Raw genomic sequence first — 19,927 nt, 5'->3', positions numbered from 1 at the left:
AGCGCAGCGAGCACCGGATGCGTGAATCGGAGAGCATCAAACGTCTCCCCGTGTCAGTTCGAGATAGCCCAACCCATCCATGCGGCAGGTCCAACCGGGGCCGACCAGCGTGCTCGTCTCGTCCTCGGCCACGATGCAGGGGCCGGGCACGGTCGCGCCCGGATTCATCTGCGTGCGGTCGTAGATCTGCCAGGTCGTGACGGTCCCGGTCGAGGTATCGCGCACCTGCTGCGTGCGGATCGGCGCCGGGGCCGGCGCATCCGCCACCAGGGCGACGGGCTTCGCCGCGTCCACCCTGGTCGCGACGGTGACGGCAAAGCTCAGCACCTCGACGTCCGAGCCCGGCACGGGACGGTCGTAGAAGCGCGTGTACTCGGCATCGTAGGCCGCGCGGATCTCGGCGATATCCGCCTCCACCAGCGGGCGCACCGGCAGGGCGACGGCGATCTCATGCCCCTGCCCCACATAGCGCATGTAGCCGATGCGATGCTCGACGGTGTCAGCGCCGAAGCTGCCTTCCGCCACCACCTTCGAGGCCTCCGCGCTCATCGAGGCGAGCAGCGCATTCACGCCGGCCACGTCGAACTTCGCGAAGCGGGTGTAGAGGCTCTTCACCACTTCGTAGCCGACGGGCGCGCGAAGGAAGCCGATGGCCGAGCCCACGCCCGCGCCGCTCGGCACCAGCATGCGCTTCACGCCGATCTTCTCGGCCACGCGATAGCCGTGCACGGGCCCGCCGCCGCCGAAGGCGATGATAGCGCGGCCCTCATAGGACTTGGCGCTCTCGATGGCATGGACGCGGGCCGCATTGGCCATGTTCTCGTCCACCATCTCGACCACGCCGAGGGCCGCCATGCCCGCTTCGAGCCCGAGCCCCTTGCCGACATGCGCGACCAGCGCCGCCTCGGCGGGCGCGGGATGCAGACGGAGCGCGCCGCCCGCGAAGGCGATCGGATCGTAGCGGCCCAGCGCCAGGTTGGCGTCGGTCACGGCCGGCTTGTCGCCGCCGCGGCCATAGCAGGCCGGCCCCGGATCGGCGCCCGCCGATTCCGGGCCCACCTGGATGCGCCCCATGCTGTCGAGATGCGCGAGCGAACCGCCGCCGGCGCCGATCTCCACCATCTCGATCACGGGGATGCGCAGCGGCAGGCCTGAGCCCTTGCGGAAGCGGCCCACGCGCGCGACCTCGAAGGTGCGGCTCGCCTGGGGCGCGAAGTCGTCGATGAGGCAGACCTTGGCCGTGGTGCCGCCCATGTCGAAGCTGAGCACCTTCTCCCAGCCCAACTGGCGCGCGACATGCGCCGAGAAGATGGCGCCGCCCGCCGGGCCGCTTTCCACCAGCCGGATCGGGAAGCGCGAGGCCGTCTCGATCGTCGTCAGCCCGCCACCGGAGAGCATCAGGAAGATCGGGCAGGTCATGCCGCCGGAGCGCAGGCCCTTCTCCAGCCGCGCGAGGTAGCTGGCCATCAGCGGCTGCACATAGGCATTGGCGGCGGTGGTGCTGAAGCGCTCCCACTCGCGCATCTCGGGGCTCACCTCGGAGCTGAGCGAGATGGGCAGCTCCGGCCATTCGGCACGGATGATCTCCGCCGCACGCTTCTCATGCGCGGGGTTCACGAAGCCGTGCAGGAAGCCGATGGCGAGGCTCTCGATGCCTTCGGACTTCAGGAAGGGGATGTGCGCGCGGACGGCCGCCTCGTCGAGCGGAATCAGCACCTGGCCGGTGTTGTCCAGGCGCTCGGGCACCGGCAGGCGCCAACGGCGCGGCACCAGCGGCTGCGGCAGCTCAATGTTGAGGTCGTACTGGTCGTAGCGGCTCTCATTGCCCAGCGCGAGGACGTCGCGGAAGCCTTCGGTGGTGAGCAGCGCGGTCTTCGCGCCCTTGCGCTCGATGAGCGCATTGGTCGCGAGCGTGGTGCCATGGATCAGCAGCACGATGTCGGAGGCCTGCATGGCCGCCTTGGCCAGCACCGCCTTCACGCCTTCCAGCACGCCGAGCTCCGGCGCGTGGGGCGTGGTGAGGACCTTGGTGGTCCAGCGAGAGACCTGGTCCTCACCGGTCGTCGCCTCGATGGCGACGTCGGTGAAGGTGCCGCCGATATCGACAGCGAGTCTTGCGTTGCTCACCACCCGCGCACCACGCCGCCGTCCATGCGCAGGATGCTGCCCGTGATATAGGCGCCCTGCGGGCTGCAGAGGAACGCGGCCATCGGGCCGAACTCGGCGGGCGTGCCGTAGCGTCCGGCGGGGATGGTCTTGTTGCGGTCGGTCATGACCTCCTCGGCGGACTTGCCCTGGCGCTTTCCGGCCGCGGAGGCCAGCTCCAGGCTGCGGTCGGTGCGGATGGCGCCGGGGGCGACGATGTTGCAGGTGATCCCCTCGCCCGCCACTTCGGCGGAGAGCGTCTTCATCCAGGCCATGATGCTCGCGCGCAGCGTGTTGCTCAGCACGAGGTTGGGCAGAGGCTGCACCATGCCGCTGCTGCCCACATTGAGGATGCGTCCGAACTTCTGCGCGCGCATCGCCGGCAGCAGCCGGTTCGCGACCCGGATGGGGTTGAGCACGATTCGCGGGAACCAGGTGGTCAGCAGCTCCTCGGTCAGGTCGACCGCCGCACCCGGTGGCGGGCCGCCATGGTTCTGGACCAGGATATCCACCCCGCCCATCGCCTTCACCGCGCCGTCCGCCAGCGCGTCCATCTGCTCGCCGCTCGCCACATCGGCAGGAATGCCCACGCAGGAGGCAGCGCCCAGCGCGATCAGCTCGCGCGCCGCGACGTCCAGCGTCGCCTGGTCGCGCCCGCTGATCACCAGGGCCGCGCCCTCCGCTGCCAGCGCATCCGCGATCGAACGCCCGAGGCCCTTGGAGGCCCCCATCACCAATGCGCGCTTGCCCTTGAGACCGAGATCCATAACGCCACTACCCTCATGAGGAATTTGGCCGGACCGTGCCGCGAGAGGCCCCCTCTGGCAAGCGGGGCCATGGACGTTATGTTGCGGGTCAGTTCAGAAACGACCAGGAAATCGCCATGTCCAAGCCCGTGCTGCTCATCACCCGCAAGCTCCCCGAGGCCATCGAGGCGAAGGCCGTCCAGAATTTCGACGCGCGGCTCAATTCGAACGACGAGCCCTGGTTCCGCAGCGGCGCCGAGATCGCCAAGCGCGCCAATGAGGTGAAGGCCGAGGGCATCCTGATCGCCGCCGGCGATCCGATGAACGCCGAGACCATCGCGGCCCTGCCCGCCTCGGTGAAGGTCATCACCACCTTCAGCGTCGGCTACGACCATGTGGACGTGAAGGCCGCCAAGGCGCGCGGCATCACCATCACCAACACGCCCGACGTGCTGAGCTTCGCCACGGCCGAGACGGCCATGACCCTCATGCTCATGGCCGCGCGCCGCGCCGGCGAGGGCGAGCGCATGGTCCGCGCCGGCAAGTGGGAGGGCTGGGCGCCGACGCAGCTGATGGGCGTGACGCTGGAGAACAAGAAGCTCGGCGTTCTCGGCTTTGGCCGCATCGGGCGCGAGCTGGCGGACATGGCGCGGGGCTTCAAGATGGAGATCCACTACCGCGATGTGAACAAGCTGCCGCCGGAGCTGGAGAAGGGCGCGACCTACCACGGTAGCGACGACGAGTTCCTCGCCACCATCGACGTCATCTCCATGCACGTCCCCGGCGGCGACGCGACGCGCAAGTGGCTGAACGCGGAACGCCTGGCGAAGATGAAGAAGGGCAGCCTGGTCGTGAACTCGGGCCGTGGCGGCAGCGTGGACGACGAGGCGCTGATCGCGGCGCTCTCCTCGGGCCATATCCGCGCCGCGGGCCTGGATGTCTATGACGGCGAGCCGGTGGTGAATCCGGGCTACATGAAGCTGGAGAACGTGGCCCTGCTGCCGCATCTGGGCAGCGCCACCATCGAGGTGCGCGACGCCATGGGCCATCGCGCGCTCGACAACCTCATCGCGCTGCTGGTCGAGGGCAAGGAACCGCCGCACGCCGTGCGGTAACGCGCATTCCAGTGCGCCAGGGCTTGAGGCCCTGGCGCCGGAGGGCGACGCCCAGGCTTATCCAGCCCGTTCCTGATTTGACGCCTTCGGGGCCGGAGCCTCTCGCGGGCTTCCGCCCCGTCTCATGATCCGCGTGCGAGTGTAAACGCCGCAGCAAAATTACTCCCGACGCCCGACCGAATGCATGCCTCAGCCGTTGATCAATCAGCAAGCGCAGCTAGCGCAGGCGGCGGAAAAACTGAGGAGGACTATCTCATGCGGCTTCACATCGGCGCGCTGACCTTTGCTGCGACAATCCTCGCGGCTCCCCTGGCATTCGCCCAGACCCAGCCCGCCAATCCCACTCCACCGACCACCACGGCTCCGGCCGCGGGCGCCAATAGCTTCACCGAGAGCCAGGCCCGCAGCCGTATCGAAGCTGCCGGATTCACGAATGTGACGGATCTGCAGAAGGACGACCAAGGCGTCTGGCGCGGACGCGCCTCCCGCAATGGGACCAGTGCCGCCGTGGGCCTCGATTTCCACGGCAATGTGGTCGAGGGCTCGGCCCCCGCCACCACCCGCTGATCGCGTCCAAGCAAACATTCAAGGATAGACATCATGGCGACCAAGACCATCAGCCGTCTCTTCGACAATCATGACGATGCGCTGGCAGCCGTCCGGGAGTTGGAGGCCGGCGGCTTCTCCCACGCCGATATCGGCATCGCCGCGGGCAACGCCGACAATCGCTACGGCACGACGCCCGTCGTGGACGAAAAGGAAGCCAAGTCCGGCGCCGGGATCGGTGCCGCCGCGGGGACCCTGGTCGGTGGCGGTGCGGGCCTGGCGGCGGCCCTCGGCGCTTTGGCCATTCCGGGATTTGGGCCCATCGTCGCGGCCGGCCTTCTGGTTGCGACGCTAACGGGCGCGGGTGCGGGCGCCGTTGCCGGCGGCCTGCTCGGAAGCCTGACCGGTCTGGGAATGAGCGAGAAGGACGCCCATGTTTTTGCCGAGGGCGTTCGCCGCGGCGGCAGTCTCGTGACGGTCAAGGTCGATGATTCGCGGGAGCTCGAAGCGCGCACGATCCTCGATCGTTATACGCATGTGGATCTGGCCAAGCGGGAAGCGGAGTACCGGGCCGGCGGCTGGACCGGCTACACCGACGGTCCCGATCGTCCCATCGGACACTGAGCGGAAGTGACCGCGGGCGGCCCGGGATTTCCCGGGCCGCTTTCGGTTAAGCAGAACTTTCGAAAGCTTCGCGAACCGCTACTGCTGCCGCGCGCCCGAGCGCTGCACCACGCCCGCCCACATCGGGATATCCGCCGCCAGCCGCGTGCGCATCTCCTCCGGCCCGCCGAGCATCATGGTGAAGCCCAGCTGTTCCAGCCGCACGCGCATCTCCGGCGTGTCCGTCACCTTGCGGATCGCCGTCTGAAGGCGGTCGATGATCGGCCGCGGCGTCTGCGCGGAGACGACAATGCCGTACCAGGTCGTGCTCTCGAAGCCGGGCATGCCGCAGGCCTCGGCGATGGTGGGGATTTCCGGCAGGCTCGGCAGCCGCTGCGCCGAGGTGATCCCCAGCAGCCGCACCCGGCCCGAGCGCCAGTCGTCCAGCACCGGGCCGGACTGGTAGAAGAAGAGATCCGCATCGCCCTGATAGAGCGCCGTCATCGCGAAGGGACCGCCGCGATAGGGCACATGCACGATGTCGATATTCGCGGCCGAGGCGAATTGCGCGGCGGCGAGATGCGTGGAGGCGCCGATGCCGCTGCTGGCATAGTTCAGCCGCCCCGGCGCGGCGCGGGCGGCGGCGATCAAGGCCTGGCAGCTGTCGAATTGCGGCCGCTTCTCGGCGCTGACGACCAGCACGTTCGGCACCGCGAAAAGAGTCATGACCGGCGCGAGGTCAGTCTGGGTGTCGATGGGCATGGAGGGCAGCACGGCGCGGTTGATGGCCAGCATCGCCGAGGTCGCGGCCAGGACCGTCGTGCCGTCCGGCGCCGAACGGGCCGTCGCCTCCATGGCGATATTCCCCGAGGCGCCCGTGCGGGCCTCGACGACCGTCGGCGAGCCCAGCTCGACGGAAAGCGGCTGCTGGATCAGGCGCCAGTAGATGTCGCCCTGGGTGCCGGCGGGGAAGCCGCCCATCAGCACGATGGGGCGCCCATTGGTCAGGGAGGGTTGGGGCGGGGGAGACGGCGTCTGGGCCTGGGCGGCGGGGGCCGCCGCCATGCCGGCGATCACGGCGAGAAGAAAGCGGACCTGCATCCTTAGGAACTCCTGGGTCTGTTTGACACGACCGCGTGATTTGGCGCCCCGGCTTTGTTACACGCCGGTCAGGCGATGGACAGCCCTGGCCGGTCAGTCAGGCCGAAGTGCAGCAAGGGACGCCTCCAGCCTGTCCGGGCGAAGGCGCAGCCGCTGCCAGAGATCCGCGTCGCGGCCGTAGAAATCCGGCCGGAATTGCAGGCCGCCCTCCGCATCGGCGAAGGCCGTCTGATAGGTCACGAAGATCGGCACGGGGGTGGGCAGCGCTTGGCGCGTCGTTGCGCCCAGGGCGATCACCTCCTGGATCGCCTCGGCCGGCCGCTCCATCAGCAAAGCAGCGAATTCGACGGGATTCTGGACCCGGATGCAGCCATGGCTGATGCGTCGGTTGTCGCGGCCGAAGAGGCCCCGGTTGGGAGTGTCGTGCAGATAAACGTCGAAGCGGTTGGGCATGTCGAACATGATCAGCCCAAGCCCGGCCTCAGGGCCCGGCGCCTGCTCGATCTCGCCGTTGTCGCGCAGGACCATGTTGTTGCGCGTCAGGTAATCCGGATCGCGGTCGAGCTTCGGCAGGATCTCCGCCGAGACGATATCGCGCGGGATCACCCAGGGAGGATTGAGGATGCTCGCCTCGATCTGGGTGCGGAACTCGGGGCTCTGGCTGCGCTCGAAAGCCTCGCCGACCACGACGCGCGTTGTGAACACCGGCTGGTCGGCCCGATAGAGCACCAGGCGCTGATCGGCGACATTGACCCAGGCGCGGTCCGCCGGCAGGGGCCGTGGCAGCCAGCGTTGGCGTTCCAGGTTCACCTCGATCCGTCGCAGCAGGCTCGTAGCGGCCGCACCGCCCGCCCGCGCGCTCTGGCGCGCCCTCGGCAAGGCCTGGCGCAGGGCCCGGTAGTCCGGCGTGGCCGGGGCCAGCGCCTCGATCGCCGCCGCCGGATCGGGGCTGTCGAGCGCCGCATCGAGCACGGCCGCGACATCGACCGGCTGGGGCATCAGGGCCTCGCCGTCCTTCCGCCGCGCGGCCGGGACGGCGCCATGGGCCAGGGCATCGGCATAGGACAGCACCGCCGCCGACAGCGCGAGCTCGCGGCCCTGTGGCGATAGGGTCTCCGTCCGGCGCAGCAGCTCGGCATGAAACATGTCGGGGTCGAGCCCCTGGTCGCCGGCGCGCATGACGGCGTTCACCAGGGCATTCGCCTGGCTCTGCCGGCCCGTCCAGACCGCCTCGAAACCCCGGCGCGCGTAGAAGCTTCGCAGCGGCCCGACATCCAGGCTTTCGCCGCCGACGACCAGCCCGCCGTCGAGAAGCCCGGCGAGATCGCCCTCGGCGCGAAGCGGCGGCTCGAAGGACGCATCGGTCTGCGGATCGGCGCTGCAGGCGGCCAGGGCGCAAGCCGCCGCCAGCGTGCCGCGCCGGGACATGGCCCCCCGGGGATGGGTCATGGCGTCCACCGGGCCAAAGCCGTCATGCCCCCTGTCCCTCGCCGATTTACACAAACCACAGTTGATCCTTGCTAATGACTGCAATTGAATCCTAACCTGTCTCCGCAACGATACAATCGAGGAGTAACAGATGTCCGCTGTTTCCAAGATAGCTTTCCGTGGGCTGTTCCGTGGCATCGCAATGATGACCATCGTCGCGCCCGTGGCGCTCCTCGCAGCCTGCGCCGAGCCGCCGCCGCCGCCAGCTCCGGTCATGGTGGCCCCGCCCCCGGCTCCGGCACCGGTCTACGTTCCGCCGGCACGGGGTTAGCCTACTCCACGAGCTCGCCGCCCAGGTTTGGGCGGCGAGCTTTCTTCGACTTACTTCCTGCCCGCTGGACTATGGACTGTTCCGCATCCGATAGGCCTCGATGGCCGCGATTGCGATCTGCGCATCGATGATGTCGGCATAGCGCCGCCCCACATCCTTCAAATTCTGATCATGCGCGACCTGATCCTGGTCGCCCACGCAATCTTCCGGCACCTGCACGCGAAAGCCCAGCGAGAAGGCGTCGATGACGCTCGCCCGCACGCAGCCCGAGGTGATGCAGCCCGTCACGATCACGGTGTCCACCCGCTCGCGCGTCAGGATGGCGCCGGCGGCCGTGCCGAAGAAGATCGAGGGCGCCGTCTTGGACATCACCACATCCGGTTCCTCGGCCGCGATGCGCGGATCCAGCCGGGTGCCGGGATGACCTGCCTGCAGCTCGAAGACCGGGGCGATCTTCCAATGCGGCGCGCCCCTCGCCCCGTCGAAGGCGACGACGCAGGCGATGATGGGAATCCCGGCTGCCTTGGCCGCGCGCATCACCCGCGCCGTGTTGCCCACCGCGCGCTCGACCATGGGCGCGCCGCCCAGCGGATAGGCCGGATCGGTGAAGCCGAGCTGGAAGTCGATGACGACGAGGCCCGGCTTCTCGCCGAAGCCCATCCCCTTCGCGCCGTATCCGCGCGCCGCGTAGATGTCCTGTTCCATGAGCCCGCCCTTGCGATGTGCCGCGGCGGGACAAGCAATAACCGGGCCTCTTCACGGCCGGCACGGGGAATGGGACGCTTCCCCATCCTTGGCCTGGAGATGAGATGCCCGTGAGCGAATATGTGTCCGATCCCGGCCGGCTGCGGGACCTGTCCGCCGCCATGCGCTCCGGCGCGCTGACCTCCGAGGCGCTGGTGCGGCGCTGCCTGGACCGCATCGCCGCGGTCGACGGCAAGGTACAGGCCTGGATCCACGTGCTCGCCGACGAGGCCCTGGCCCAGGCCCGCGCGCTCGACGCCGAGAGCGTCAGGCGCGGCCCGCTGCACGGCATCCCCCTCGCGGTGAAGGATGTGATCGACGTGCGCGGCCTGCCGACGCGCGCCTTCAGCCCCTCGCGCGCGGAGGCCCTGCCCGCGACGGCCGATGCGACGGTGGTGGCCCATCTGCGGGCGGCCGGCGCCATCGTTCTGGGCAAGGTCCACACCACGGAATACGCCTATTTCTCCCCCGCCCCGCCGACCCGCAATCCCTGGGACCTGCGCCGCACGCCGGGCGGTTCCTCGGCGGGCTCGGGCGCGGCGATCGCCTCGGGGACCGTCCCGCTGGCGCTCGGCACGCAGACGGCGGGGAGCGTGAACCGGCCGGCGGCCTATACCGGCACTTGCGCCTTCAAGCCCTCGACCCTGTCGATCGGCGGCACGGGCATCGTGCCGCTGGCCCCCTCCTTCGACACGGTGGGCGCCTTCGGGGCCTCGGCGCAGGACGCGGCCCATCTCGTGGGTGGCTTCGCGGGCGCGCATCTGCGCCTGGCGGACCCCCGACCCGCCAAGCCGCGCATCCTGATGCTAGAGGATGCGCTGATCGCGCGGCTCACCCAGCCCGAGACCGCCGCGCGGATCGCCGCCTTCGCCGGCCAGCTGCGCGAAGCGGGGCTGCCGGTGAGCCGGGTGGAATCCACCGTCTCGCTGGAGGCGGTGCTGGTCACCCATCGCCGCGTGCTGCTGGCCGAGGCCGGGCGCACCCATGCGCGCCTGCCGAGGGAGCTGATCTCGCCGCGTCTGGCTGCCGATATCGAGGAGGGGCTGGCGATCCCGGAGGCGGAATACCACGCGGCCTTGCGCGAGCTCGCGCGCTTCCGCCAGGCCTTCTGGCGCGGCTGCGGACCCGATGACCTGCTGCTGCTGCCGGCCGCGCCGGACGTGGCGCCGATGGATGGGACGACGGGCGATCCGTCCTTCGTCATCCCCTTCACCGCGCTGGGCGGACCCATCGCGACGCTGCGGGCGGGACTCGGGGCGGAGAGCGGGATGCCGGTGGGCGCGCTGCTCTGCGCGGCGCCGGGGTCGGATGCCAGGCTGGCATCCTTCCTCTTCTCGGAGCTCGCGACGCGGCTGGATCTCTGAAAGCCAGGTCCAGCGCGAGTCGCGCCGAGGTCAGCGGCGCTTTTTCTTCTCGGCGATGCGCGCGTCGCGCTCGGCCTTCTGCGCGGCGAGCATCGCGGCCGTGCGGCGGCGGGCCTCCTGCGCGGCGTTGATGGCGGCCGCGACGGCGGCGGCCTTCTTCGCGGCCTCCTCGGCGGCCTTCTCGGCGGCGAGGGCGGCGGCCTTGTCCGCGGCACGCTGGGCCGCGGCGGCCTCGCGCTCACGGCGGGCCTCGCCCAGGGCCTTCTGGGCCTCCAGGCGGGCGATCACCTCGGGATCGTCGGCCGGCGGGCGGGCCTTGAATCTCTCGAGGAGCTTCTGACGCGCAGCAGCGGCGTCGGTGCGGCGTTCGTCGAACGTGTCTTTGCGGGCGGCCATGGCGCGCCTCCTAGCAAAGGTCGCGACGCCTTGGGAGAGGGGGAAATGCATGGCGTCTCTTGACGCGGAGCATGGCGCGGGACGAGTGAACGCCCATGCTACGTCTCCATGAAATCCGCCTGCCGCTCGATCACCCGCCGGAAGCGCTGCAAGCGGCGCTGACCGAGCGGCTCGGCGCTCCCGCGCTGGGCTTCACCGTCGTCCGGCGCGGCTATGACGCGCGGAACCCCCGGCGCATCATCCTGTCCTATACCCTCGACGTGGAAGTGGACGACGAGGCCGCCCTGCTGGCGCGCGGCGGGCCGGCGATGCGGCAGGCGCCGGACATGCGCTACCGATTCGTCGCCGCCGCGCCGGAGGGGCTGGAGGAGCGCCCGGTCGTGGTGGGCACCGGCCCCTGCGGGCTCTTCGCCGGGCTGATCCTGGCGCAGTCGGGCTTCCGGCCGATCATCCTTGACCGCGGCAAGCAGGTGCGTGAGCGCACCAAGGACACCTGGGACCTCTGGCGGCGCGGCATCCTGCACCCCGAGAGCAACGTCCAGTTCGGCGAGGGCGGCGCGGGCACCTTCTCCGACGGCAAGCTGCATTCGCAGATCCGCGACCCCTTCTTCTTCGGCCGCAAGGTGCTGGAGGAGTTCGTGAAGGCCGGCGCGCCGGAGGAGATCCTCTACGTCAGCAAGCCGCATATCGGCACCTTCCGCCTCGTGCAGATGGTCGAAGCCATGCGCGACACCATCGAGGGGCTGGGCGGCGAATACCGCTTCGGCCATCGCGTGGACGGGCTGGAGATCGACGAGGCGCGCCGCGTCTCAGGCGTCGTCCTGCAGACGGGCGAGCGAATCGCCACGCGGCATGTGGTTCTGGCCATCGGCCATTCCGCGCGCGACACCTTCGAGATGCTGCATGCCCAGGGCGTGGCCATGACCGCCAAGCCCTTCTCCATCGGCGTGCGCATCGAGCATCCGCAATCGCTGATCGACGCGCAGCGCTTCGGCCCCCATGCGGGCCATCCGATGCTGGGGGCCGCGGATTACCGCCTGGTGCATCACGCGAAGAACGGACGCTCGGTCTATTCCTTCTGCATGTGCCCCGGCGGGACGGTGGTGGCCGCCGCCTCCGAGGAAGGCCGCCTCGTCACCAACGGGATGAGCCAGTATTCGCGCAACGAGCGCAATGCCAATGCCGGCATCGTCGTCGGCATCACGCCCGAGGACTATCCGGGCGGGCCCCTGGCGGGCATCGCGTTCCAGCGTCACTGGGAGGAGCGCGCCTTCCTGGCCGGCGGCAGCACCTATGCCGCCCCGGCCCAGCGCGTGGGCGATTTCCTCGCAGGCCGGGCTTCCACGCATCTCGGCGAGGTCGCACCCTCCTACCGCCCGGGCGTGACGCCCACCGACCTCTCGACCTGCCTGCCCGATTTCGCGGTCGCCGCCATCCGCGAGGCCCTGCCCGCCTTCGACCGCGATATCCCCGGCTTCTCGCTGGGCGACGCGGTGATGACCGGCGTGGAGACGCGCACCTCTTCGCCCGTGCGGATCGAGCGCGGCGAGGACTGCCAGAGCCTCAGCGTGGCGGGGCTGTTCCCCGCCGGCGAGGGCGCGGGCTATGCGGGAGGAATTCTCTCGGCGGCCGTGGATGGCATCCGCGTGGCCGAGGCCGTGGCGCTGGCCATGACCGATGGCGGCCCGGTGCGCAGCAGCGGGCGGCATTCCGAGACACCTATCTACTGAGGGGAGGTTACGTGGTCCGGCGCCCGCGCGCCTCGTCGCGACGCCAGGCGCCAAGGCCCGACAGCCCGACCAGGATCTCGCGCGTGCGGCGGATCAGCGCCGCGTTCAGCGCGATCCCTGGCGGTACGCCGATCAGCGCGCCCGCCGCCACGATCGCCCCTTCCTGCACCAGCGCCGCGCCGGGCAGCAGGAAGCCTGCGCTGCGGATCACCTGGGCGAAGCTCTCGATCACCAGCGCCTCGGCGAAGGTCACCGGGAAGCCCGTGATGTTGAGGAGGAGGAACATCTCCACCGCCCCCATCATCCAGGAACCCAGATGCGACAGCGTCGAGAGCACCAGCGCCTTGCGGTCCTCGTGCAGCCGCAGGAGCGATTCCTGGAACCGGTCCAGCCAGACGGGCTCAAGCCTCGGCCAGCGCCGCGACAGCCGCTCCAGCACCCGGCGCAGCAATCCCAGGGCCCAGGGCCGCTGCAGCGCCACCAGCGCCACCGCCGTGACGGCCGCGACCCCTGCCCCGATCCAGAATCCCGTCGCCTCCGTCGCATGGCCGAGCGCCAGGAAGGTGGCCAGGCCGAGCAGCGTGAAGAGCATCTGCGACACAGCCTCGAGCGTGATCCCCAGCGTCGCCGTCCCGGCCGCGAGGTCCGCAGGCATGCCGTCGCGGATCATCAGCCGCGTCACCGCCGCCTGCCCCACCACCGCGCCCGCCGGCACCAGGGAATCGCAGGCCTCGCGATACCAGCGCAGGAGAAGGATGCGCCGGATGCGCGGCCGCTGCGGGGCCGGCAGCAGCGCCAGCCACGCAAGTCCCGTGAAGAGCAGCTGCGGCAGATGCGAGGCCAGCGAGGCCGCCAGCGCCAGGGGGAAGGCCGCGAGCACGGTGCCCAGCCCCGCCAGGTCGCGCGCGTTGAGCGCCACGATGCCGATCAGCGCCAAGCCACCCAGGATCAGCCCATTGCGCAGCCCGCGCTGCACGGGCGGCGCATTTTGAGGATCCTCGGAAATCGCGATGTCCCGGCGTGTTGTCTGGACGCCCCCTATAGAGCGTCCGGATGTTGTCAGAAATCCAGGTCCGCGTAATGCGGCGGCGGTTCCAGGCCGGTCACCCGGTCGGCCAGCAGCGTGCGGAAGGAGGGGCGCGACTTCACGCGGCTGTACCAGTCGCGCGCCGCGGCGTTCAGCGTCCAGTCGATGTCGTTCACATAATCCAGCGCCGAGAGATGCGCGGCCGCCGCGAAATCCGCGAGGCTGAGATGCGCGCCGGCCAGCCAGCACCGCCGCTCGGCCAGCCAGCCGATCACCTCCATATGCGTCTTGAGATGGGCATAGCCCGCACGGATCGCCGCGCCGTCCGGATTGCCCTGGCCGAGCTGGCGCTTCATGTGCCGCTCCCACAGCAGGTTGCGGTACACCTGCTGGCCGAAATGATTGTCGAACCAGGCGAGCAGCCGGCGGACTTCCGCGCGCTCGGCCAAGGTGCGGCCGAAGAGCGGAACATCCGGATAGGCCTCGTCCAGATATTCGCAGATGGCATAGCTCTCGCAGAGAACGAGGCCGTTCTCCTCCACCAGCACGGGCACGGTGCCGGCCGGATTCATATCCACGAATTCGGGACGCCGCTCCCACACCTTCTCGACGCGCAATTCGAAGGGAATGCGCTTTTCGGCAAGGGCGAGGCGAACCTTCCGGCAGAAAGGCGAAAGCGGCAGATGATAGAGGATACGCACGGGGGTCATATGCCATCCGCATGCGATTCCTGGAAGCCATCGGGCGGAACTCTGGCCTGAGACACACGTGACAGTTGCGTCAGTTCCATGCTCCCGCAGGCTTGTTTAGCTTCCCGTCATCGGGCGGGGAGACATGGCACGATGATGACCTTGGGCGAGATCATGGCCGCCGCACGCGACAACGAAGCGCGGTCCGGCGGCGTTTCCGAGGCGGATATCCGTCTCGGCCGGCAGGCGGGCATGCTGCCGGCGGATGTCGCGGCGATCCGCGGCTTCACGGCGAGCGCGCCGGGATTCTGCGTCGTCGTGCGCTGCCCCAAGGCCAGCGCCTATGCCTGGCAAGGATTGCTGCCGGGCAAGATCGGCGCGGTGTCGAAGAAGACCGGCGATTCGGGCGTCGTCTCGGTCCACAAGCTCCGCCGCAACGCCCAGGGCGCGCCGATGTTCCGCGACGGCGAGCCGATCATCGATGCCGCGCTCTACGTGTCGGATTACGACCTGATGGGCATCTGGCAGAAGTGGCACGGCGCCTTCCAGCGCGTGCGCGTGACGGCGCAGAACGGCGGCAAGCGCGGCGGCTACGGCAGCCAGGCCACGGAAATCCTGCAGCGGATGAACCGCACCCTAGTGACGAAGATCCAGCACGGCTGCCAGGACGATTGGGTGTCGAAGGACAATCGCGGGGTGAAATCGGACGACGCCTTCGCGGGCATCGCCGATGGAGAGGCCGAGTTCCTCGACGGGGCGGCGGCCTGCCGGGGATTCTATGCGAGCCGGGGTTTGGGGGCCTTTCCCTATCACGGCGAGAGCGGGGCCTTCGTGGGTTAGCCCAGCGCTCCTAGAGCATTATCCGGCCAGACGGAATCGTCTGGCCGGATAAAGATGCCCGTAAAAACAAATGGCTAGAGCCTGCGCAGTGAGCCCTTGCGAACGGAGAAGGCTTAGGCCTGCTTGCGCAGGGACCGCACGAAGCGCGGTCCAGCCTCGGCGAAGCCCGTGGCCCGGCAGAAGGCGTGCAGCGAGGACGCTTCGGATGCGGTCACGATCTCGATATGGCCGCAGCCCGCCATCCGCGCGGATTGCGCAGCGCTCTTGAGCAGCATCCGGCCGATACCCTGCCGGCGGTGCTCCTCGCCGACCACCAGCATCGTGATCTGCGCGACGGGCTTGGCCATGGCCAGATCCGGATACCAATGCATCACGAGAAGCCCGCTCGGCGGCCCCCACTGCACGGCGAGCAGCGCCTTGGCGGCCCCCAGACGCAGCGCGGCAAGCCGCTCCCCCAGATCGCGGGCATCGACAACCTGCCCGGCCCCGGCCAGCAAAGCGACCAGGTCCGGAGCGTCGGCCGCCGTGGCCGCGCGTATTTCCAGGCCATGGCGCAAGGTCACCGCCGAGGCCTGCCGGGGGGCGAGGCCCCCATCGGCTACTCCGCCGCCGCGGCGACCTCCGTCATCGGCTGTTCGAGGTACTTCGCGTAGTCCTTGGGCACGACATGCCAGAAGGCATCCCGCTCCGTCCCCCAATCGTTCAGGATCCGCGCCGCGTGGCGGCTCGCCGTCTCGGCGACATGCCGCTCCAGCAGCCGGCGCAGCTCGCCCTCCCAGAAGGCCGAGCCCAGCCGCTGCCACTGCAGCGATTCCGGATTGATGCGGCATTCGAAGGTCTGGTTCGGATCGTGCACGAAGGCCGCGCCCCCGGTGAAGCCGGCGCCGAAATTGTCGCCGACCTCGCCCAGGATCACCACCGTGCCGCCGGTCATGTACTCGCAGGCATTGGTGCCCACGCCCTCGACCACGGTGATCGCGCCCGAATTGCGCACCGCGAAGCGCTCGCCCGCCCGGCCCGCCGCGAAGAGCGCGCCCGACGTCGCGCCATAGAGGCAGGTGTTGCCGATGATGGAGTTCTCGTTCCACACCAGCCCCGAGGACGGCGCGGGACGCACCACGATGGTGGCGCCCGAAAGCCCCTTGCCCACATAGTCGTTACTGTCGCCATAGACCTCGAGCTTGAGGCCCTTCACGCCGAAGGCGCCCAGCGACTGCCCCGCGCTGCCGCGCAGCCGCACCGTGAGATGGCCTTCCTGCAGCCCGCTCATCCCGTATTGCCGCACGATCTTGGACGACACCTTGGTGCCGATCGCGCGATGCGTGTTGCGGATGTTGTAGGCGAGCTGGATCTTCTCGCCCCGGTCGAAGAGCGGCGCGGCGTCACGGATCATGTCCGCATCCAGCGTCTCCGGCACCTCGTTGCGGCCCGTGCCCGTCCAATAGGGCTTGTGCGGGCCGGCATCGGCCTTCACCAACAGCGGGTTGAGATCGAGGTCGTCGAGGTCGTCCGCGCCGCGGCTGACCTGCTTCAGCAGCTCGGTCCGCCCGATGATCTCCTCGATCTTGCGATAGCCGAGCGAGGCCAGGATCTCGCGCACCTCCTCCGCCACGAAGCTGAAGAGGGTGATGACCTTCTCCGGCGAGCCCGTGAATTTTTCCCGGAGTGCCTCGTCCTGCGTGCAGACCCCCACGGGGCAGGTGTTGCTGTGGCACTGGCGCACCATGATGCAGCCCATGGCCACCAGCGAGGCCGTGCCGATGCCGAATTCCTCGGCGCCGAGCATGGCCGCGATCACGATGTCGCGCCCGGTCTTGAGCCCGCCATCCGTGCGCAGCTTCACGCTGTGGCGCAGGCGGTTGAGCAGCAGCACCTGGTGCGTCTCGGTCAGCCCCATCTCCCAGGGCAGGCCGACATACTTGATCGAGCTCACTGGCGAGGCGCCCGTGCCGCCCGAGTGACCCGAGATCAGGATCGCATCGGCCTTGGCCTTGGCGACGCCCGCGGCGATCGTGCCGATGCCCGAGCGCGCGACGAGCTTCACGCAGACCGAGGCCTCGGGGTTGATCTGCTTCAGGTCGTAGATGAGCTGCGCCAGATCCTCGATCGAATAGATGTCGTGATGCGGCGGCGGCGAGATCAGCATCACGCCCGGCGTGGAGTGCCGCAGCTTCGCGATGAGCGCGGTGACCTTGAAGCCGGGCAGCTGCCCGCCCTCGCCGGGCTTCGCACCCTGGGCCACCTTGATCTCGATCTCGCGGCAGTTGTTCAGATACTCCGCGGTGACGCCGAAGCGGCCCGAGGCGATCTGCTTGATGGCCGAATTGGCGTTGTCGCCATTGGGCCGCGGCTTGGCGCGCGCGGGGTCCTCGCCGCCCTCGCCGCTGTCACTGCGCGCGCCGATGCGGTTCATCGCGATGGAGAGCGTCTCATGCGCCTCGGGGCTGAGCGCGCCGAGCGAGATGCCGGGCGCGAGCAGGCGCTTGCGGATCTCGGTGATGCTCTCGACCTCCTCGAGCGGGATCGGCTTCACATGGTCCATGCGGAAGTCGAGCAGGTCGCGCAGCGCGACGGGAGGCTGCTTGCGCACGGCCTCGCTGTAGCGCTTGAAGGTCTGGTAGCTGTCGGTGTCCACCGCCTTCTGCAGCGTGTGGATGAGCGTACCGCCGAAGGCGTGCGCCTCGCCCTTCTGGCGCAGCTTGTAGAGGCCGCCGATGGGCAGCGTCATCACATCGGTGTTGAAGGCGCGCGAATGCAGCGCAAGGATGCGCCGCGACAGACCGGCGAGGCCGATGCCGGAGATGCGCGAGGCGATGCCGGGGAAGAACTCCGCCACCAGCGCGCGGGAGAGCCCGATGGCCTCGAAGTTCATGCCGCCGCGATAGGAGGAGATGACGGAGATGCCCATCTTGGACATCACCTTCAGAAGCCCCTTGTCCACCGCCTTCTTGAAGCGGCCGATCGCCTCGGCCAGCGTCATCTCGCCGAACAGGCCATGGCGATGACGATCGGCGATCGAATGCTCTGCGAGATAGGCGTTGATCGAGGTCGCGCCCGCGCCGATCAGCACGGCGAAGTAATGCACGTCGAGGCATTCGGCGCAGCGCACGTTCAGGCTCGTGAAGGTCCGCAGCGAGGTCTTCACCAGATGCGTGTGCACGGCGGCGACGGCCAGGATCATGGGAATGTCGCAGCGGTCGCGATCGAGCGATTCATCGGTCAGGATGACGTGCTGGCAGCCGCTGCGCACGCCGTCCTCGGCCTCGCGGCGGATGCGGGCCAGGGCGCTGCGAAGGCCCGCCTCGCCCTCGGCGGCGGCGAAGGTGCAGTCCACCTCGCAGACGCTGGAGCCCATGTAGCTGCGCATCGCGGCGAACTCCGCGCTGGAGAGCACGGGGCTGTCCAGCATCAGCATGTCGCACTGGGTCGGATCCTCGTCGAGGATATTGCCGAGATTGCCGAGGCGCGTCTTCAGCGACATCACCCGCGTCTCGCGCAGGCTGTCGATCGGCGGGTTGGTGACCTGGCTGAAGCTCTGGCGGAAATAGTGGTGCAGCGCGCGGTACTGGCTGGACAGCACGGCGAGCGGCGTGTCGTCGCCCATGCTGCCGATGGCTTCCTGCGCGTCCTCCACCATCGGGTGGAGAATCGTCTCCAGCTCCTCGAGCGTGTAGCCCATGGCGAGCTGCGCGCGGCGCAGCGCCTCGCCCGTCAGCCACTCCTGCTCGACGGCGCGCGACTTCACGATGTCGTCGATCCGCGTCGTGCGCCGCACCCAGTCGCCGAAGGGCTTGCGGGCGGCCAGCGTGTCCTTGAGCTCGTCGTCGAGATACAGGCGCCCCTCGTCGAGATCGACGCCGATGCACTGACCGGGCCCGACGCGGCCCTTCGCGGTGACCGCATCCTCGGCGATCTTCACCATGCCCGTCTCCGAGCCGACGAAGAGCAGGCCTGAACGCGTCACGGTGTAGCGCAGCGGGCGAAGGCCGTTGCGATCGAGGCCCGCGACCACCCAGCGGCCATCGGTGGCGCAAAGGCCGGCCGGACCGTCCCAGGGCTCCATCACCGCGTTGCAGTAGAGGAAGAGGTCGTGATGCGCGGGCGACATGGTCGCGTTGCTGGTCAGCGATTCCGGGATCAGCATCGCCTTGGCCATGGGCGCATCGCGCCCGCCGCGCACCAGCAGCTCGAAAACGTTGTCGAGGCTCGCCGTGTCGCTGCCGCCGGCCTGGATGACGGGCTTGATCTCGTCCAGCTGCGCGTCGAGCATCGGATGGGACAGGCGCGTCTCGTGCGCCTTCATCCAGTTCACATTGCCCGAGAGCGTGTTGATCTCGCCGTTATGCGCAATCATCCGGAAGGGCTGTGCCAGGCGCCAGGTCGGGAAGGTGTTGGTGCTGTAGCGCTGGTGGAAGATCGCGAAGCGCGAGACGAAGCGCTCGTCCAGCAGGTCGGGGTAGAATTCGGTCAGCGCCTCGGCGAGGAACATGCCCTTGTAGACGATGTTCCGCGAGGAGAGCGAGCAGAGGTAGAGCTCGGGAATCTGGGCCGCGATGGCCTCCTTCTCGATCCGCCGGCGGATGACATAGAGGTCGCGCTCCATGGTCTCCGCGTCGCGCTGCTCCGGATCGTAGATCAGGATCTGCTCGATCTCGGGACGGGTCGCATTGGCCTTCTCGCCGATGCATTCGACGTTGATGGGCACCTGGCGCCAGCCATAGATGCCGTAGCCGCCGGCCAGGATCTCGGTCTCGACGATCTGGCGGCAGCGCTCCTGCGCGCCGAAATCGGTCTTGGGCAGGAAGACCTGACCGACCGCGATGCGGCCGGGCTTCACCTTGTCGCCGCCGTCGCGCACGGCCTGGGCGAAGAAGTCCTGCGGGATCTCGAGGTTGATGCCCGCGCCGTCGCCGGTCTTGCCGTCGGCGTCCACCGCGCCGCGATGCCAGACGGCCTTGAGCGCGTCGATGCCCGCCTCCACGACGGCGCGCGAGGGCTTGCCGTCCAGCGCCGCGACGAGGCCGACGCCGCAGGCGTCATGCTCGGTCGTGTCGATGCCCGCATTGTCGAGCAGCGCCTTATTGGCCTCATAGGCCTCGACGAATTGCTTGCCGCTTTCCAT

General features: G+C 69.2%; 16 protein-coding genes. 6 read left to right on the top strand and 10 right to left on the bottom strand.

Features of this window, described 5'->3' with window-relative positions; translation table 11 throughout:
- Positions 1-36: 36 nt before the first annotated feature.
- Together ACO057_RS03795 and ACO057_RS03790 are read right to left on the bottom strand one after the other, a co-directional pair.
- Positions 37-2,127: a hydantoinase/oxoprolinase family protein gene (locus ACO057_RS03795; protein WP_421989020.1), complete on the bottom strand. Its 2,091-nt coding sequence runs from the start codon at positions 2,125-2,127 to the stop codon at positions 37-39.
- Positions 2,124-2,912 carry an SDR family oxidoreductase gene (locus ACO057_RS03790; RefSeq protein ID WP_421989019.1) on the bottom strand — a complete coding sequence of 263 codons (789 nt, stop codon included), beginning with the start codon at positions 2,910-2,912 and terminating at the stop codon, positions 2,124-2,126. The genes ACO057_RS03795 and ACO057_RS03790 overlap by 4 nt, the downstream gene beginning before the upstream one ends.
- Before the next feature lie 116 nt (positions 2,913-3,028).
- Between ACO057_RS03790 and ACO057_RS03785 the strand changes: the two genes are divergently transcribed.
- The 3 genes from ACO057_RS03785 to ACO057_RS03775 all read left to right on the top strand — a co-directional run bounded on the left by ACO057_RS03785 (position 3,029) and on the right by ACO057_RS03775 (position 5,176).
- Positions 3,029-4,006, top strand: coding sequence for a 2-hydroxyacid dehydrogenase (locus ACO057_RS03785; RefSeq protein WP_421989018.1), 978 nt, complete (start codon positions 3,029-3,031; stop codon positions 4,004-4,006).
- Positions 4,007-4,261: 255 nt separating this feature from the next.
- Positions 4,262-4,573: a hypothetical protein gene (locus tag ACO057_RS03780; protein WP_421989017.1), complete on the top strand. Its 312-nt coding sequence runs from the start codon at positions 4,262-4,264 to the stop codon at positions 4,571-4,573.
- Positions 4,574-4,606: 33 nt separating this feature from the next.
- Positions 4,607-5,176: a hypothetical protein gene (locus ACO057_RS03775; protein ID WP_421989016.1), complete on the top strand. Its 570-nt coding sequence runs from the start codon at positions 4,607-4,609 to the stop codon at positions 5,174-5,176.
- 78 nt (positions 5,177-5,254) lie between these two features.
- On the opposite strand, the gene ACO057_RS03770 is transcribed toward ACO057_RS03775, so the two are convergent.
- From ACO057_RS03770 to ACO057_RS03760, 3 genes are all read right to left on the bottom strand, one after another.
- Positions 5,255-6,256 (bottom strand): Bug family tripartite tricarboxylate transporter substrate binding protein, encoded by a 1,002-nt coding sequence (locus ACO057_RS03770; protein ID WP_421989015.1) that lies wholly within the window; start codon positions 6,254-6,256, stop codon positions 5,255-5,257.
- A 93-nt stretch (positions 6,257-6,349) separates the two neighbouring features.
- Positions 6,350-7,705, bottom strand: a complete 1,356-nt coding sequence (locus ACO057_RS03765) for a L,D-transpeptidase family protein (RefSeq protein WP_421989014.1) — start codon at positions 7,703-7,705, stop codon at positions 6,350-6,352.
- Between the two features lie 379 nt (positions 7,706-8,084).
- Positions 8,085-8,720, bottom strand: a complete 636-nt coding sequence (locus ACO057_RS03760) for an isochorismatase family protein (RefSeq protein WP_421989013.1) — start codon at positions 8,718-8,720, stop codon at positions 8,085-8,087.
- Positions 8,721-8,830: 110 nt separating this feature from the next.
- Here ACO057_RS03760 and ACO057_RS03755 point away from each other — a divergent pair, with 110 nt between their 5' ends.
- Positions 8,831-10,123, top strand: a complete 1,293-nt coding sequence (locus tag ACO057_RS03755; RefSeq protein WP_421989012.1) for an amidase — start codon at positions 8,831-8,833, stop codon at positions 10,121-10,123.
- Positions 10,124-10,153: 30 nt separating this feature from the next.
- Here ACO057_RS03755 and ACO057_RS03750 read toward each other — a convergent pair whose 3' ends face one another.
- Positions 10,154-10,519 carry a DUF6481 family protein gene (locus tag ACO057_RS03750; RefSeq protein ID WP_421989011.1) on the bottom strand — a complete coding sequence of 122 codons (366 nt, stop codon included), beginning with the start codon at positions 10,517-10,519 and terminating at the stop codon, positions 10,154-10,156.
- A gap of 95 nt (positions 10,520-10,614) precedes the next feature.
- Here ACO057_RS03750 and ACO057_RS03745 point away from each other — a divergent pair, with 95 nt between their 5' ends.
- On the top strand, positions 10,615-12,249 hold the full coding sequence (locus ACO057_RS03745; protein ID WP_421989010.1) for an NAD(P)/FAD-dependent oxidoreductase: 1,635 nt from the start codon (positions 10,615-10,617) through the stop codon (positions 12,247-12,249).
- Positions 12,250-12,256: 7 nt separating this feature from the next.
- Here the strand turns inward: ACO057_RS03745 and ACO057_RS03740 are convergent, their stop codons facing one another.
- Entirely contained in the window at positions 12,257-13,225 is a 969-nt protein-coding gene (locus ACO057_RS03740) for a lysylphosphatidylglycerol synthase domain-containing protein (RefSeq protein WP_421989009.1), read from the bottom strand.
- 83 nt (positions 13,226-13,308) lie between these two features.
- Positions 13,309-13,977: a glutathione S-transferase family protein gene (locus tag ACO057_RS03735; protein ID WP_421989132.1), complete on the bottom strand. Its 669-nt coding sequence runs from the start codon at positions 13,975-13,977 to the stop codon at positions 13,309-13,311.
- Between the two features lie 141 nt (positions 13,978-14,118).
- On the opposite strand from ACO057_RS03735, the gene ACO057_RS03730 reads away from it, so the two are divergent.
- Positions 14,119-14,805 (top strand): hypothetical protein, encoded by a 687-nt coding sequence (locus tag ACO057_RS03730; protein ID WP_421989008.1) that lies wholly within the window; start codon positions 14,119-14,121, stop codon positions 14,803-14,805.
- Between the two features lie 113 nt (positions 14,806-14,918).
- Here ACO057_RS03730 and ACO057_RS03725 read toward each other — a convergent pair whose 3' ends face one another.
- Together ACO057_RS03725 and gltB are read right to left on the bottom strand one after the other, a co-directional pair.
- Positions 14,919-15,368 carry a GNAT family N-acetyltransferase gene (locus tag ACO057_RS03725; protein ID WP_421989007.1) on the bottom strand — a complete coding sequence of 150 codons (450 nt, stop codon included), beginning with the start codon at positions 15,366-15,368 and terminating at the stop codon, positions 14,919-14,921.
- A gap of 35 nt (positions 15,369-15,403) precedes the next feature.
- A complete protein-coding gene (gltB, locus tag ACO057_RS03720; RefSeq protein WP_421989006.1) occupies positions 15,404-19,927 on the bottom strand; it encodes a glutamate synthase large subunit in 4,524 nt (1,507 codons plus the stop codon).

Origin of the sequence: Roseococcus sp. (genome assembly GCF_965227005.1) — a bacterium.
In the GTDB taxonomy this organism is placed as follows: domain Bacteria; phylum Pseudomonadota; class Alphaproteobacteria; order Acetobacterales; family Acetobacteraceae; genus Roseococcus.
The sequence above is the reverse complement of the archived record's forward strand: the minus strand, read 5'-3'. Positions and strand labels throughout refer to the sequence as shown.

Coding starts and splice junctions, on each gene's coding strand:
- ACO057_RS03790 (WP_421989019.1), bottom strand. CDS start 2,912: ATGGATCTCGGTCTCAAGGGCAAGCGCGCATTGGTGATGGGGGCCTCC.
- ACO057_RS03785 (WP_421989018.1), top strand. CDS start 3,029: ATGTCCAAGCCCGTGCTGCTCATCACCCGCAAGCTCCCCGAGGCCATC.
- ACO057_RS03780 (WP_421989017.1), top strand. CDS start 4,262: ATGCGGCTTCACATCGGCGCGCTGACCTTTGCTGCGACAATCCTCGCG.
- ACO057_RS03775 (WP_421989016.1), top strand. CDS start 4,607: ATGGCGACCAAGACCATCAGCCGTCTCTTCGACAATCATGACGATGCG.
- ACO057_RS03770 (WP_421989015.1), bottom strand. CDS start 6,256: ATGCAGGTCCGCTTTCTTCTCGCCGTGATCGCCGGCATGGCGGCGGCC.
- ACO057_RS03765 (WP_421989014.1), bottom strand. CDS start 7,705: ATGACCCATCCCCGGGGGGCCATGTCCCGGCGCGGCACGCTGGCGGCG.
- ACO057_RS03760 (WP_421989013.1), bottom strand. CDS start 8,720: ATGGAACAGGACATCTACGCGGCGCGCGGATACGGCGCGAAGGGGATG.
- ACO057_RS03750 (WP_421989011.1), bottom strand. CDS start 10,519: ATGGCCGCCCGCAAAGACACGTTCGACGAACGCCGCACCGACGCCGCT.
- ACO057_RS03745 (WP_421989010.1), top strand. CDS start 10,615: ATGCTACGTCTCCATGAAATCCGCCTGCCGCTCGATCACCCGCCGGAA.
- ACO057_RS03730 (WP_421989008.1), top strand. CDS start 14,119: ATGATGACCTTGGGCGAGATCATGGCCGCCGCACGCGACAACGAAGCG.
- gltB (WP_421989006.1), bottom strand. CDS start 19,927: ATGGAAAGCGGCAAGCAATTCGTCGAGGCCTATGAGGCCAATAAGGCG.